The sequence below is a fragment of the Streptomyces barringtoniae genome, from assembly GCF_020819595.1.
Taxonomy (GTDB): Bacteria; Actinomycetota; Actinomycetes; order Streptomycetales; family Streptomycetaceae; genus Streptomyces; species Streptomyces barringtoniae.
The window spans coordinates 41,537-55,932 of sequence record NZ_JAJHNP010000028.1 but is presented as its reverse complement, the minus strand read 5'-3'; the positions used below and the strand labels follow the sequence as shown (position 1 = coordinate 55,932).

11 protein-coding genes are annotated in these 14,396 nt (G+C 67.0%); 7 read left to right on the top strand and 4 right to left on the bottom strand.

What is annotated here, in order from left to right; all coding sequences use genetic code 11:
* Positions 1-380: 380 nt before the first annotated feature.
* Positions 381-3,938, bottom strand: a complete 3,558-nt coding sequence (locus LMU33_RS36475) for a laminin G domain-containing protein (protein ID WP_308280834.1) — start codon at positions 3,936-3,938, stop codon at positions 381-383.
* Between the two features lie 468 nt (positions 3,939-4,406).
* Here LMU33_RS36475 and LMU33_RS36470 point away from each other — a divergent pair, with 468 nt between their 5' ends.
* Positions 4,407-4,928, top strand: coding sequence for a hypothetical protein (locus LMU33_RS36470; protein ID WP_228625555.1), 522 nt, complete (start codon positions 4,407-4,409; stop codon positions 4,926-4,928).
* 405 nt (positions 4,929-5,333) lie between these two features.
* On the opposite strand, the gene LMU33_RS36465 is transcribed toward LMU33_RS36470, so the two are convergent.
* Entirely contained in the window at positions 5,334-5,969 is a 636-nt protein-coding gene (locus LMU33_RS36465; protein ID WP_228625553.1) for an HNH endonuclease family protein, read from the bottom strand.
* A gap of 236 nt (positions 5,970-6,205) precedes the next feature.
* Here LMU33_RS36465 and LMU33_RS36460 point away from each other — a divergent pair, with 236 nt between their 5' ends.
* The 3 genes from LMU33_RS36460 to LMU33_RS36450 all read left to right on the top strand — a co-directional run bounded on the left by LMU33_RS36460 (position 6,206) and on the right by LMU33_RS36450 (position 7,178).
* The gene (locus LMU33_RS36460) at positions 6,206-6,400 is read left to right on the top strand and encodes a hypothetical protein (protein WP_228625551.1); all 195 of its coding nucleotides are present in this window, start codon (positions 6,206-6,208) and stop codon (positions 6,398-6,400) included.
* 68 nt (positions 6,401-6,468) lie between these two features.
* Positions 6,469-6,795 carry a hypothetical protein gene (locus LMU33_RS36455; RefSeq protein WP_228625550.1) on the top strand — a complete coding sequence of 109 codons (327 nt, stop codon included), beginning with the start codon at positions 6,469-6,471 and terminating at the stop codon, positions 6,793-6,795.
* A gap of 140 nt (positions 6,796-6,935) precedes the next feature.
* On the top strand, positions 6,936-7,178 hold the full coding sequence (locus LMU33_RS36450; protein WP_228625548.1) for a DUF3761 domain-containing protein: 243 nt from the start codon (positions 6,936-6,938) through the stop codon (positions 7,176-7,178).
* Positions 7,179-7,293: 115 nt separating this feature from the next.
* Here LMU33_RS36450 and LMU33_RS36445 read toward each other — a convergent pair whose 3' ends face one another.
* Positions 7,294-8,169, bottom strand: a complete 876-nt coding sequence (locus tag LMU33_RS36445; RefSeq protein WP_228625546.1) for a PhzF family phenazine biosynthesis protein — start codon at positions 8,167-8,169, stop codon at positions 7,294-7,296.
* Between the two features lie 592 nt (positions 8,170-8,761).
* Here LMU33_RS36445 and LMU33_RS36440 point away from each other — a divergent pair.
* Positions 8,762-9,040, top strand: a complete 279-nt coding sequence (locus LMU33_RS36440; protein ID WP_228625512.1) for a hypothetical protein — start codon at positions 8,762-8,764, stop codon at positions 9,038-9,040.
* 9 nt (positions 9,041-9,049) lie between these two features.
* Here LMU33_RS36440 and LMU33_RS36435 read toward each other — a convergent pair whose 3' ends face one another.
* Positions 9,050-10,645, bottom strand: coding sequence for an ISL3 family transposase (locus tag LMU33_RS36435; RefSeq protein ID WP_443728982.1), 1,596 nt, complete (start codon positions 10,643-10,645; stop codon positions 9,050-9,052).
* Between the two features lie 712 nt (positions 10,646-11,357).
* On the opposite strand from LMU33_RS36435, the gene LMU33_RS36430 reads away from it, so the two are divergent.
* On the top strand, positions 11,358-12,260 hold the full coding sequence (locus LMU33_RS36430) for a HEPN domain-containing protein (RefSeq protein ID WP_228625544.1): 903 nt from the start codon (positions 11,358-11,360) through the stop codon (positions 12,258-12,260).
* Positions 12,261-12,606: 346 nt separating this feature from the next.
* On the top strand, positions 12,607-14,133 hold the full coding sequence (locus tag LMU33_RS36425) for an ISL3 family transposase (protein WP_228625542.1): 1,527 nt from the start codon (positions 12,607-12,609) through the stop codon (positions 14,131-14,133).
* The last annotated feature ends 263 nt before the right edge of the window (positions 14,134-14,396 follow it).

Sequence of the window (14,396 nt, the reverse complement as noted above, 5' to 3'; positions counted from 1 at the left end):
GCAGCGGCCTCTGCTCTGTTCGTCGTGGCCGGCTTTTTTGCCTTGAACGGCAGGACCTTGTTGACCTTGCGCTTGGGCGGTGCCGGGAAAGTAATGGTCTTCGTGTCGGGCTTGGCAGGCAGTGCGGTTCCGGAGGGAACTGCTATCTGCGGGATGAGGGCGACGCTCACGGCGAGTGCGCCGCGGGCGAGCCAGCGGCGCACGACAGCCCTGGGCGGTCTGCCGCGGGATGCGGGATTCACTGTGACGATTCCTTGCCTGATGGCGGATATATCCCCTGGGTTGGCAGGGGTGGTTTGACAGACGTGGGAGAGGGGTCGCCGACGGGCGGCCGGAGCGCTGCGCGCTGTGGTCCGGCCGCCCGTACGGCAGACGGGTGCCTACTGTTCGGCGGCGTACATGTCGCCGATCTGGTTTGCGCTCATCGCGCCGGCCCACACGCGGACGCTGGCGATGTGACCGGGGAAGTAGCGGGCTGCTGCTCCGTCGATGCGGGCACGGCCCACCTCGAACTGGCCGCTGCCCTGCCACGGTGCGGTGTAGGCGACACCGTGGTCGCCGTCGACCTGCGTGGTGTCGGCGTACAGGTACACCGCTCCCCGGGTGGTGCTGTCGGATTCGTCGCCGCTTGCCTGCTGGGCGTCGTAGACGACGGTCAGGCGCACCCAGGTGTCCTTCGCGGCGACTTCGGACTGGGCTCGGGTCCAGGTCGCGCCGGTGGCGTCCTTGTTGGGGCGGCCGAAGTACCACTTGCCCTGGGTGCTGCCGGCCGGCTGTTCGTACCACACGCCCCAGGAGGACTGGGTCGTTCCCGGTTGTCCGAGCACCTGCACCTGGTAGCTCTTGGAGGTGTCCGCGAGCTTGGCGCCGTCCAGGCGCACCCAGGCCGTGGCGGTGAATGAGCCGGTGTCGTCGACCATCGGGCCCATGGCGGTGGCGTAGTCGCTGGCTCCGTTCAGTGCCATGACCTGTCGGGTGGGCAGGCCCAGGTCGGCGTTGTCGGCCGTGTCCGGGTCGATGCCCAGGGTGGCTCCGTGCAGGGTCATGGTGCGGCCGTAGCCGGAGGTGTCGGTGATGGTGGTGCTGCTGGCCGTGGTGGCGTCCCAGCTGCTGAGCAGGGCCACGGTGGGATGGCCGGCCTCGCCGTCGGAGGCGTCCTCGTCCTCCAGTACGGCGTCCTGGATCACTTCGGTGTCAGCGATCGCGCGGGACCACACATGGACCTCGTCGATCCGGCCGTCGAAGTACTCGCTGTAGGAGCCGGAAGCGTGCAGACGCCCCACCTGCAGTGCTCCCGTGGCGTTCCATGGCGTGGTGAAGGCGACCGGGTCGCCCTGGGGGCGTCCGTTCACGTACAGCTGGATGGTTCCGGCCGCCGCGTCGTACACGCCGGCCAGGTGGGTCCAGACGTTCAGAGTGGGCGGCGCCGTCGAGATCGAGCGGGTGATCGTGGGGCCGGAGATGTCGCTGCCGTGCCGGTTGAAGATCCAGGCCTTGTAGGCGGAGGAGTAGTAGAGCTGGAAGCCCGAGGCCGTCGTGCCGGCCTGGGACAGGATGGTGTAGTTGCGGGAGTCGTCCTGCAACCGCACCCATGCAGATACCGAGAAGCTCTTGCTGGTGTCCAGAACGGGGCTGGATGTTGCGGCGTAGCCGCTGGTTCCGTCCAGCTTCAACGAGTGAGTGCCGGCGCGTTCCAGGATGGAGTAGGCCGCTGTGTCAGACGGCGTGAGGCCGTGCGGGGTGGCGGTGGTGCTGTCGTTACCGTTGCCGTCCAGGTGCCAGATCCCGGTGGGGAGTTCCGCGCCCTTGACGTTGAAACTGTAGTAGCCGGTCAGCGAGGTGTGCCCGGCGTCGTCGAAGGCCCACACCTGGATGGTGTTCTCACCCGGCTGGTTCGGTGTGATGGTGCGGTCCAGCGAGGCGCCCTTGGCCACCGGGATCGGGTCGGAGAGCTTGCCGCTGTTCAGCTTCCACTTGTAGGACGTCACGTCCGACTGCACACCGGCGGTCTTGGGGTCGCTGTCGGCCGGAGTGAAGGTGAACACTCCGCTTTCTCCCACGGCCCCGGACGCCGGGTCGGTGTCGGCCGGCTTGTACTTGCCGTCCTTGCTGCTGATCACGGGCGCCGGGGGGCTGTCCGTGTCGACCCGGAAGTAGCACCAGGACGACCACGAGGATGTCAGCGTGCCGGTCGTACCGCGGTCGGTCTTGTAGTAGGCCTCGGTGCGAGCGTGCATGCGGTAAGTGGTCTGTGGGGCGAGAGCGCTGGTGGTGGCGTCGCGTTTGGCGTTGTCGGCCACCCACTCGCTGGAGGGCGAGTCCGCATCCCACACCTTGGCCGAACCGTCGGCCTTCCACACCTCGAACTGGGCGCGCAGCTGCGCGTTGGAGCCGTCAGCGGACTGCACGGTCGCGTACATCTTGGGCGAGGTGTCGCTGGTGGCGAACGGCTGGGTGGAGGCGTTGCACACCGACCCTGTAGTGCCCTTCTGTACGCCGACCGGTGTGGGCACGCCAGGCTGGGAGATGTACGTCACCGACAGCTTCGCGTCATCGCGGAAACGGGCCCAGGAGGCGGTGGAGCTCTCGTCGTGCGCGGTGAGGGAGAAGGTGATCTGCGGCTTCTGCTTCTCGACGAAGTCCCGCACCGTCGGGGTGAGGTTCTCGTTGGTCTCCTCGCCCACGTTGTCGCTGAAGCGGACCCAGTCCGCGGGCTGCGAGGGGCTGCACAGGCTGCCGCGGCCATAGGCGACATTCCTGTCGCCCATCAGGTCGATACCCTGGGGACGGCTCGACCACCGGGTGCTGTCGGAGATGCCCCTGTCGACCAGGCTCAGGTCGTACCAGTGAGCGTCGCAGGTGAACGTCCAGGTCTGGTAGGCCTCGAAGGTGACGTCCAGGACCTTCTTCCCGTACAGCGAGGTCAGCGGGTACTCGTAGTACAGGCGCTGCGTGTAGGGGCTGTAGGAGCACAGGTAGCCGGCGTAGTTGGAGCAGTAACCCGTGCCCTTGTCGCCGTCCCACTCCCAGAAGTGGTCACCTTGCGAGTTCAGGGCCGTCCAGTCGTTGTGGACCACGGCCTTCACCGGCGGGTCGATGTAGACAGGAAAGGCAGTGTCCTTGCCCCTCAACAGGTCCATGTCAGGCGTGAGGGTCAGCTTGTTTGCGGCCAGGGAGACGTCCACATCGGCGGTCTTGTCCCCGACATCCGGGCCGTGAGAAGGGTCGCCGGACGTACCGTCCCCCGGTGCTGCGCTTGGTTCAGCGGTGAACGACGCCTGACGGGCTACCCCCTGAGTGCCACCTGAACCGCCCGCGGCGTCTCCGGTGGAGTCCCACATCTGCGCTCCGGGGCTCTCGAAAACCTTCACCCCGTCGTCGTCCACCGCTGCGATGCCACCGTCCAGGCCCGGCTGAACATGAACGCCCTGCCCGGCTACGGACATCTCCAGCTGATCAAGGTCCGGGTTGGCAGCCGCCTTAGCGTCCTTGACGATCAGCACCTGCTGGAAACCGGTACTGACTGCCGTCACTTTCAGGTCGACACCGGGCAGGACATCGGGATACGTCGCCGAGCTACCGGCTACCTCAGGCTTGGGCAGCGTGGTCGGCCACGACACGGACAGCGACTTGCCGTCCTTCGCCACGGTCACCAGATGCTTGTCTCCACCGTCGGAAAACGCCACATCCGTCGTGATGGCCTTGGCCCGGATGCTGCCGTCGGCGTCCGTGTACAAGGTGGTGTCGATCGGCGACCAGGAGCCGTCATCAAGCCGTGCCCGCACCGGAGCGGCATTCGACTCCTGGGTGAAGGTTCCATCTGGGTTGGCGAACACCTCCGTCGTTTCGGTGCGTGCGGCCTTCACCTCGACACGCTCCCCCGACGACGCCGCCAGGGAGGACGCCTGCTCCTCCGGAGTCAACGCCTGCCGCGCCACAGCCGAAGTGCCGACTGACACATACGCGCGTGCCCCCACCGCAGGAACCACCGCGACCAGTGACAGCACAGTCGCCAGCGCACTCCGCCGGACCAACGCACGACGCCACATAGGACGTCTCACAGAATCCCCCCAGGGCTTACTTATCTCTTACAAAGGTCGGCTCAATATCCATGCACGCGACAACAAACTCAATCGTGACAAAGATCACAAGGGATCCAACTGGCTGACCGGAACCGGTCATTGGCACTCAACTAGCCCTAAACAATTCGTTGAACTTGAAGAAAACTTTACCGTCTCTAAGTCCCTTCCGGACATCACACTGCTGCCGCCGGTCTGCGCCTAGCCGCCTCCGTACTCCGCTGCGAGAGCTGCACGCCCCCATCAGATGAGTTCGCCAAGCAAAAGCCCGAGCGCCCGCCGATGGGACCGACCGAACACGCGACCGGATGGCCGTAAGGTCAGCACATGGGTTTGTGGCACGTTCTGCCAGACAGCGAGCGACAACGGTGGACGCTGGATCCGTTCGCGAGTGTCGGCCCGCTGCGATTTGGGATGAGCCGTGACGAGGTATCCGCAGAGCTGGGCGGCATCCGGGCAAGCTGGGGCGTGCACAACTCGCATGACCAAGCAGGTCACGCCAGCTACCACGAGTTGGGGCTGACGGTCTTCTACGCGGCGGATGAGCGCTTGCGCGCTGTCAGAATCGATGCCCTTCGGGGACCACAGGTCCTCGCCGAGGACACAGCATTGGTCGGCCGGGTTCCCTCCGAGCTGGAGCAGTGGCTGGAAACACGTGCTGAGCGCCGAGAACCCGACCCCGAGCTCCTCTACCTGCCCGGAGGAGAGCTCGGCTCACTGAGTCTCGGCGTAGCGCTGTGCCTGCAGCGGGCCGGCGATCGGCTGCTCACGCGGCCGGTCTTCCTCTCCTCCGACACCATGGACGACGGCTACACCAAGCTGGGCAGGGACGCCTGGGCCATCTCCTGAACCTGACGGAGGCCCATGCGGCCCGCCGGGTCAGCCTCGAGTGCAGCCAGTCCCATACCTGCGCGGCCGCCCTGCCCATACAGGCGGGTGCCGGTGCCCCTCACCGCCTGCTCGGTGCCCCAGGTAGCCGGGGCACCGAAGATGAACTCGTCGCCCTGCTTGCGCCGTCGGTGCGGAGTGCCTTCGGTGGCTGTGCTTCCCGGCGCCGCCTGACCGGTGTGCTGGAGCTGTTCTGCGCCGCGTCTGCCAAGCACTTGCAGTTGATCGGGGACCAGAGAGCGAGCTGGCCTCAAGGTCGGACTTCTGGGGGTCCAGGCAGGTTCGAATCCTGCCCTCTCCGCCCCCATGCAGCCCCGCGCTCCCCGGGCAACTGCCCGGGGAGCGCGGGGCGGTGTCGAGGGCGGCTCAGTTGGTGGTGCAGGTGTCGAGCATCGAGGAAAGGGCTGTCTTCTCCTTGTCGGTGGTGGTCAGCTTCCAGATGGACTTGATGTGGGTGTAGTCCTCGGCGTACGTGCACCAGAAGGCGTGGTTGGTGGGCTTCCAGTCGGCCGGCCCGCTGTCGGACTTCGAGGAGTTCGCCGACTCTGACGCGATGAGCAGCTGGGGGTCTTTGAGGTCGTTGCCGAAGGCCTTGCGCTGATCCGGACTCCAGGTGTCGGCGCCGGAGCGCCAGGCTTCGGCGAGGGGGACCATGTGGTCGATGGTGGCCTTCGCGACGTCGGTGACGGTGGTGTCGTCGTAGACGGAGTACCAGGTGCCGGAAGCCGGCTGGCAGTGGTCGGGCTTGTCCTGGACGTTCTTGCCGTCGCGGGCCAGGACGTCCTGGCGGGTGGTACAGCCGTCGGGCTGGGTGGACCAGATGTCGAACTTGTCGCGGGCGTAGCCGTCCATGGAATGCGGTGGGGCGATCGTGAGCGCGGTCAGCTCCGCGCGGGCAGTCGCCACAGGCGGCGGCGCGGGCGGATCCGCGAGAGCCGGCGCGGCACTGACACCGAGAAGGAGCAAGGCGGTTGCCAGCAGGCCAACGAGGGTGCGGCGCATGAACTCTCCAAAGATTGTGGGGGGTTGGAGATGCGCATACGAGATAACCGCAGCCGGACAACAGTTCGCTACGCGCGTGGACTGGATGCGACAACTCCCCCACGCCGCCTTCACCCCCACCTCACGGGACCAGACGGGCAGAAGGCTCAGCGTGTGGGAGGCGAAGGGGGTAAATCCCTGGTCAGAGACCGGCCGGCGGGCGTAACCGGCGCGGGGTGGTGTGCGTTGCGCCCCGCATGGACGAACTTCTCGATCCCGCATTCGGCATGCCGGAGCTGTACGAGCCGCGCCTGCCGCTGCTCACTCTCACCGAGGCGCACCAACTGCTGGACGTCCTACAGCACTTCGGCACGGTGGACCACGACTGGGGCGCCCAGGCCCGCCACTTCGCCGCCGAACTCGCCGCCCGCGTCCCCTCACGCGACACCTAGATGATCAGCTCCAGGGGTTGCTGATCTCTGGTCGTGACATTTGAACTGAGTACGCTCAGAATCGGATCGTGAAGTGGATGGACAACGCACGCAAGAGGCGGCAGGAGGCCGGAGAGCTTCGTGAAAGGGCACTGGCAACCGTTACAGCTAGCACACTCTGCCATGACTCCCGCCCGTTCACACAGGTCAAAGTCATTTGGGGCACCGCGCGCTCCTCGATGGACGCCGCCTACGAGGCCCTCCTGATCGAGGCGTACAACCTTGGCTATGACGCGGTACTGGGCGTTGGCTTTACCTCCCCCGCTCATCCACCGGGCGGTGGTGGTGGGTACAGCAGCGTGAACTTCATCGCCTACGGGACTGGTGTCACGTGGACGAGCAACAGTTCGGCTTGATTGAAGCGACGTCAGGGACCTCGTCGCCGCCCAGCCGGCCAGACGCTGATCTACGGCAAGAACTACTTCGGCTGCGACTTGGAAAGCCGAACTCGCCCAGGACGACATACGCGTTGCGCGCTCGTCTTGCCGTCTCAGCGGTGGCTGTCGCCGCGGCCGGTGTCTTCTTCAGTGCCCCGGCCGCGTCCGCGGCGGCACTGCCGTCGACCAACACCGCACATCGCTGCGTCCACCACACCACCGGGGTGTGCGGCTGGACGCACCACCAAAAGCCAAGGGACAAGTACGAGACGGCGAAGTGCGTGGACGCCACCGCGGACTACTCGCGGCACTCGCAGGGCACCTGCTCCCACCACCACGGCGTCCGCTACTGGTTCAAGTAGCCCTCTCCCCCACACTGCAGGTCGCCTCCCCCGGTACCCGGAGAAGGCGACCTGCGCGCTGTCGAGGCGGCCATGAGCCGACGCCACCTGAGCGCTCTCCTACCTGGGCGGGCTCTCAGTTGATGCGAGTTCCTGCGCCGCTGACACGGACGCGCGGGTCACCCGCGCGCAGCGACACCGTGAGCTCGCCAGGGCGGCCGAGGTCTTCACCCTGATGCAGAGTGAGGACAGTGTCCTCGGGGACCAGGCCGAGTTCACGGGCGTACGCACCGAACGCTGCGGCCGCAGCGCCGGTTGCCGGGTCCTCGACGACGCCGCCGACGGGGAACGGGTTACGCACATGGAAGACGGTGGCCGACTCCCGCCACACCAGCTGGAGCGTGGTCAGGTCCAAGCGGTGCATCAGGGCTTCGAGGCGTGCGAAGTCGTACGCGAGATCCGCGAGGCGCGCGCGTGTCGCCGCCGCCAGAACGAGATGGCGGGCACCGGCGAACGCGACACGGGGCGGGAAGGCCTGGTCGAGATCCGCGGCCGGCCAGCCGAGCGCGGCGAGCGCCTCCGTGAGATCGGCGTCGGCGATCTCCTCGATGTGCGGCTCGACACTGGTGAGTGTGGCCCTGACCGTCCCGCTCTCCTCGGCCACCTCCACCGGCACGGCGCCGACGCGCGTCGCGAACACCAGTTCCCCAGGGCCTATCCGCTCGGCGAGAGCGACGGCGGCCGCGACGGTGGCGTGCCCGCAGAACGACACCTCGGCCCTGGGGCTGAAGTAACGGATGCTGTACGCCCGCCCCTCCTGGCCGCCGAGGCCCTGCGGAGGCGCTGTCAGGAATGCGGACTCCGAGTATCCAAGGTCGGCGGCGATGGCCAGCATGTCGCTGTCGTCCAGGGCGGTGGCGTCCAGAACCACGCCGGCGGGGTTTCCGCCGTCGGGGGCGCTGGAGAAGGCGGTGTATCGCAGCACCTCGGGCCGCGGCGCATTCGTCGTCATGCTTGTAGCAACGCGAGCCGGCCAGCGGCTATTTCACAGGAGCCGCCGGACCGAGGACCTGCGCGCGCGGCGGACTCCGGCCGGAATCAGTGACGGGCGGATGCGGCCCTTCGCATGCACCGGGTCTGTCTCGCTCGCTCATACAGTCGGGCGCGAAGGAGGGCCTCAGCCCTCCGGTTCCCACGGCACGAGACGCGACAATGGGCGGGCAAGGCCTGTCGGCAAGCGCTCCTCCGCGGATGACCGGTGCCACGGCCGGCTCGGGGACCGGCCACAGCACCGCTACGACCAGAACACCACCAAGATGAAGTTCCCGCCCGGGCACGCAGCTGCGCATCACCGAATCGCCGCATCGCGACGCCGCCGGCCTAGTGCCGCCCTGATGAGTCCGTGACGCCACGCGGCACGTCCTACGCCTGTATGTGTGGCCGGGCTCGAACGGCGAGAACGAAGACTCTGCTGCGCAATTCCGGGGTGGCTATGTACGCGAGAACGGGCTCTGGTCCACTTTCTGTGGAGGCTCACGGACAGTGATGTCAGTGGTGTGTGGTGGGATGGCCGGACTCTGCCGTTGATCCGCTGGGAGACCATCGTGACGCCTTCGTACCCGTCCCTGACTCGTGCCTTGGCCGAGGCCTTGATCGATGTCCTGTGGTTCATCGACGGCAGCGAAGACGAGCAGATGGATCAGGACGACGCGGTCAAGGTGATGGAGGGCGTCGCCCATGTGGTCAGTACGTTGCCTAATGATCAGCGACAGGAACTGATTGAGCTGGTTGGGGAGATGGCAGCCGCCGAGACCGACCCGGCTCGTCGCGAGTTCCTGGAAGAGTTCCCGGAAGACTTCGGGCTGATCGACGATGAGACCTGAGCAGCCTTTTCAGGAGTAGAGCAGGACGCGCTTTCGGAGGAGTTCAAAGCCGGCGCGGCCGAACATCTGGCGCTTCAGCATCTTGATCCGGTTGACATGGCCTTCGACGACTCCGGAGTTCCATGGCTGGGAGAGTCCGGCGATGACGGCGTCGAGGTCGCGCTCCAGATGCCGGGCGAATCGCTGGAGGCTGGGCAGGTCGGCGGTGGTCGCGGCTTCGATCCATGCTGGCAGTTCGTGGCCTTGCAGCTGGGTGAGCATGTGGGCGAAGGAACGGACGTGCCCGGCGAGTGCGTCCAGTTCGCGGCAGTTCGCCAGAACGTTCTTGAGCTGGATCCTGTCGCTCTCGGCCAGGGCCTCGGGGTGGGTGAGGATCCAGCGGGTGACGGCGCGGGCGGATGGCGGCCTGGGGCCGACTGGCTGGGGTTTGCCGCGTAAGTTCCGGCTGACGTAGGCGCGAACGTTGCCGTAACCGTCCGGGTAGCCCTGTGCCTTGATCTCCTCCCATAGCTTCCAGGCGTTGGTGCAGCCTTCTTGCCACCGCTCGTCGAGGTAGGGCTTGAAGGTGTCGAGTTTGGTGGGGCGGCTCTGCCACTGGCCGGTGAACAGCTGCTCAGGCTCGGTGGCACGGGAGAAGCGTAGGACGGTGTTAAGGCCCATGCCGAGTTGCCGGGCGATGGACCGTTTGCTGTGGCCAGCGGCCAGGAGCGCGTGGAGGGTGGCGTGTTTGGCGCGGGTCCGCTCAGCGAATCGGTGCCCTGTCGGCCACGGCGATGACGCGGGTGACTCCGGCGCCGGCTGAGGTTCCTCCAGCGGCGCCGGTGCTGGTCTCAGGCACGCGCGGTGCCGGTAGACGCACTTCTCGGCCGCTTCGCCGAGGTTGTGCCAGAGGTGCCATCTATCGGCGACCTGGAGAGCTTGCGGGGCGCCACGGGCGGCGCCGTCGGCGTAGAAGATGGCGCGGTCCCGGCAGATGATCTCAATGCCGGGGCGCTCGGACAGCCAGGCCGCGAGGGTGTCCGCCTCGCGGTCCGGCAGGAGATCCACCGGCCGACGTGTCTCGACGTCGACGAGCACTGTTCCGTAGATCCGGCCCTTGCGCTGGGCGTATTCGTCCACACCGACCACGCGGGGCGTGACGGTGGGCGGATCCGGCAGCGAGGTGATCAGCCTCAGCAGCGTATTACGGCTGACTTGCACCCCGAAGGCGTCCGACACCCGGGCGCCGGCCCGTCCCGCGAGCGCGAGACCGACAGAGACCAGCGTCGATCGCAGTCGCTCCGTCCGCCGACCGAACCGACGGGTGAGTCCAGGAACCTGCTCGACAAAAGTCCTGCGCGGGCAGCTCTCCTCCGCACAGACGAACCGGCGTACTCGTAACGACACCACGACCAGCTTCCCAGCGGTCGGGAGATCACGAGGAAACCGCAGGTAGGAACCGTGTACCCGCCCCGACCAACACCCGCAACCCGGACAGGCCGCCCCACTGGCCATGGTCTGGGCCTCCACCCGCACGACAGCGTCAGCCACCTCGACCGACTCCACCGACACGTCCTCCACCAACCAGAACAGCAGCTCACCCAGCTGCGGCCGTACTCCGTTCACGGGGCAGAACTGTCAGCCTCGCTCCACCTGGGCAGGACGATTTTCGGGCGACCTCGGCACCCATCTAACGATGAGTAACAGTCACGCTACGTACACGACCACAAGAAGTGGACCAGAGCCGGACCTCGTGAACAAAGCCACTCCCCCGCCTGTCCTGGCACACCCTGGGCAGCCACTTCCAAGACTCCCGAGCCTTCTGGAGGGCAGTGGGCACCAGCGCGCCAGGCAGCTACCAACAGCGCGCCACCTGCCCACACATACCCGAAGGATGAGCCCGGCTCGGCTTGTGCGCCCGGCGGCGCCTGCGCCGACGCCCTCAGGCAGCGCAACGGACATGGGCCCGCTCGCGGCGGCCCTGCACGCACCGGTGATCTTTCCCGAGTCCGGCCCCATGCCTCGCGCGTCGGCGCCTACCGTCATCCCACCAGCTTTCAACGGCCGCAGCTCGTGCACCGTGTCTGGGCCGCCCAGCAGCAGAGGGCGGAAGAAGCCTGAACACGACGGGGCCCGGTACCGACGGGGCGTCTCACGCGTCAGCGGGCGTCCGCCTCCGCGCGCTGCGGCTGCCGGCAGCGGGCTCACTGGTCGACGCAGATCTGGCACCATCTGGCCCGGCTTGGGCAGCGCCAGGCTCTGCCCGATCGCTCAGCCGCTCTGGACTCATCGAAAACTGCCCGGACCTCAGGGACACTCAAGGTCTAGGGTCCCTTCCATGCCTCACGCCGAGCGACTCAAGACTTCTTCGAAGCGATGGATGGCCGCTGCCCTCGCGGCATTCACGAAAGGCCCAGAGCACTACGACTTCGCCGTTCATCACGCGGGGATCTCCGCTGAACATCTACTGAAGGCCTACCTCGCGAGCCTCCACCCAGCCCTGATCGTGGAGGCCAGGGACTTCAACTCACTGCTTTACGCCACAGGACAAGCCACTCACGCCTCGGTTCCGCCCTCTCAGATGAAGACGATCGGTCTGGTCGAGGCACACACACGAGTTCTCAAGATCCTTCGCAAGCAAATGCCGATCGACCAGCGCGCACTCTTGCCGCTGGCCAACGCGCGGAACGGAGTCGCGCACAATGGGCTACACGCCGTCGCCGAGGTCCAGACGGTCTTCACCACGTGCCTCCGCCTGGTCGACCCTCTACTCACGGAACTGGAGATCAATCCAGCCGACTACTGGGGCCCTTACCGGCCGCTCCACGACAGGCTGATTGAGGAGCGAGCAGCCGCGGCACGCATCCGCCTGGAAAGCAAGCTGGCCAAGGCGCGAGCCGATTTTGTTCAACGCTACGGACACCTGGACAAGGAGACCCGTACCGCCGTACTCGCCACGGTCACTCCCAATAATCCCGGCTACATCGAACATGACGAGCCAGCGACATGCCCCGCCTGCGGCTCCCAGGCGTGGCTTGGAGGGTCCACTCACGTCGACGAAGACAAGTGGGCGGTGATCTTCACACCTTATGTATTCACTTGCCCTGCTTGCGACCTACAGATCGAGAACGAAGAGTTCGAGTATCTCGATGATCTCGGCGACGAGGTCGAACTCGACGAATCACCAGAGGACTTCTACTCCGGCTGGGAGCCCGACGAGGACCTCTTCAGAGATCGCTGACTTCTGAGAGAGCCGTACTAGTGGAAGCAACACCTGGGCGGCGCGCTCGGCAATCACCGGGCGCCCGGCGAACCAGCGGCGCCAACTCCGGCGAGGCGGGGTGGCGCCGCCGTCGGCTGCGCAGAGGGCAAAGGGTGGGCGCAGCCCCGACCGCCGCAGCCAAAGTTGTCGGCGTACACATGAACGTGGCCCTGGCAAGATTTCCGTGATGCTGAGGTGTGCCACCGTGCGCCGGTGACACTCCGTCACGGGTAGCGGCACTGTCAGCGAGTGTGATGACCTCGTACGGATCATGTCTCCGCACCTGGACGCGGTGCGAGTGGAACGAGTGTGGGTGGCGGGCGGCGTGGTCCGCATCACGGCCTGCACCCGCGGGTTGACGGTGCCTTGTCCGGACTGTGGTCGTGGTTCGGCGCGGGTGCACAGTCGCTATGACCGCACGCTGGCCGATGTCGCTGTCGGCGGGCGCCCGGTGTTGATCGGGCTGTCGGTGCGGCGGTTGTTCTGTGACAGCCCGGGTTGTGGCCGGCGGACGTTTGTCGAGCAGGTCGAGGGGTTGACGGTGCGCTATCAGCGCCGCAGTCCGCTGCTGCAGCACCTGGTAGAGATGGCCGGGGTGCTTCTCGCCGGCCGTGGCGGCGCCCGGCTGCTGCAGATCCTGAAGGTGCCGCTGTCGCGGACCAGCGTGCTGTTCCACTTGATGCGCTTGCCGCTTCCGTCACCGCCGGTCCCGCGGGTGCTGGGCGTGGACGACTTCGCGCTGTACGCGAACGTCTACGGAACCCTGCTGGTGGATGCCACCAGCCGATTACCGATCGAGCTGTGGGCCGGCCGCGACGCCGAGCAGCTGGCCGCCTGGCTGCGGACGCACCCAGGTGTCGAGGTGGTCTGCCGGGACGGCTCGCTGGTCTACCGCCAGGGCATCACCGACGGCGCCCCGGACGCCGTGCAGGTCAGCGACCGCTTCCACCTGTGGCAAGGGCTGTCGAAGCGGATCGCAGATATCGCCGCCACCCACCGCGGCTGCCTGCACGCCGCAATACCCCCACCCGAACCGGCACCGCCACCAACGACCCCGACGGCACGGTCTGGCCAGGCCGACACCCCAGCTCGCCGCCACGCAAAGCGGCTGTTCGAGGCAGTGCACGCAGTGACCGACACCGGTTGCTCGCTCAGCGCCGCAGCCCACGCGCTGGGCCTGAACCGGCGCACCGTGGCCAAGTACGCCCGGGCCACCACCTGGCAGGATTGTGTACGGCGCACCCGGCCCCGCCAACCCACCAGCCTCGATCCATACCTCGACTACCTTCAACAACGGTGGGAGGAAGGCGAGCACACCGCGACCGTGCTGCACCAGGAGATCGCCGCCAAGGGCTACCGCGGCCACTACCAGCGCGTCAAGATGGCCCTCGCACCGCTACGCCGCGGCCTGCCGATCGACACCCCCCGCGAGCGGCCGCCCTCGCCCCGCGAAGTCGCCCGCTGGATCACCACTACACCGTCCCGCCGCAGCTTGCACGCAGCCGAGGCACTCCGGCGGCTGCTCGAGCACTGTCCGGATCTGGACCGCACCCACGACCTGGTGCGTCAGTTCGCCGCCATGCTTGATACCCGCGACGCCGCCACGCTGCCGGCCTGGCTCGACCAACTCGCAACCTCCCGACTTCCCGCACTGACCGGCCTGGTCAAGGCCATCCGCGAGGACCAGCCCGCAGTCGTGCAGGGCATCACCACCCCGTTCAACTCCGGCGTCAACGAAGGCCGCATCACCGACCTGAAACTACAGAAGCGGATCATGGCCGGACGCGCGGGAGTCCCGCTGCTCCGCCACCGCGTCATCCTCATGGCCCGGCTCCGACGCCGCTACCCGTGACGGAGTGTCACCGGCGCACGGTGGCACACCTCAGCATCACGGAAATCTTGCCAGGGCCAGCGAAAGACGTACTCCGACAAAAGTGCCCTGGGCGCCGGCCTCGGTCCTTGTCGGTGCCGCCGCGGCACGGTCCCGACCACTCCGGGTGCCCCGGAGCGCGGGAAGCCCATGTTCAACGCGCGGATGACGCTGCTGGGTGGCCGGCCAGGTACTGGTCGACGACATGGATGACGTTGGCACGGGCCTGAGCGGACAGCAGGGAG

Bases quoted from the DNA above. Each gene is read 5' to 3' on its own strand.
- LMU33_RS36430 (WP_228625544.1), top strand. From the start codon at position 11,358: ATGCCTCACGCCGAGCGACTCAAGACTTCTTCGAAGCGATGGATGGCC.
- LMU33_RS36465 (WP_228625553.1), bottom strand. From the start codon at position 5,969: ATGCGCCGCACCCTCGTTGGCCTGCTGGCAACCGCCTTGCTCCTTCTC.
- LMU33_RS36460 (WP_228625551.1), top strand. From the start codon at position 6,206: ATGGACGAACTTCTCGATCCCGCATTCGGCATGCCGGAGCTGTACGAG.
- LMU33_RS36470 (WP_228625555.1), top strand. From the start codon at position 4,407: ATGGGTTTGTGGCACGTTCTGCCAGACAGCGAGCGACAACGGTGGACG.
- LMU33_RS36445 (WP_228625546.1), bottom strand. From the start codon at position 8,169: ATGACGACGAATGCGCCGCGGCCCGAGGTGCTGCGATACACCGCCTTC.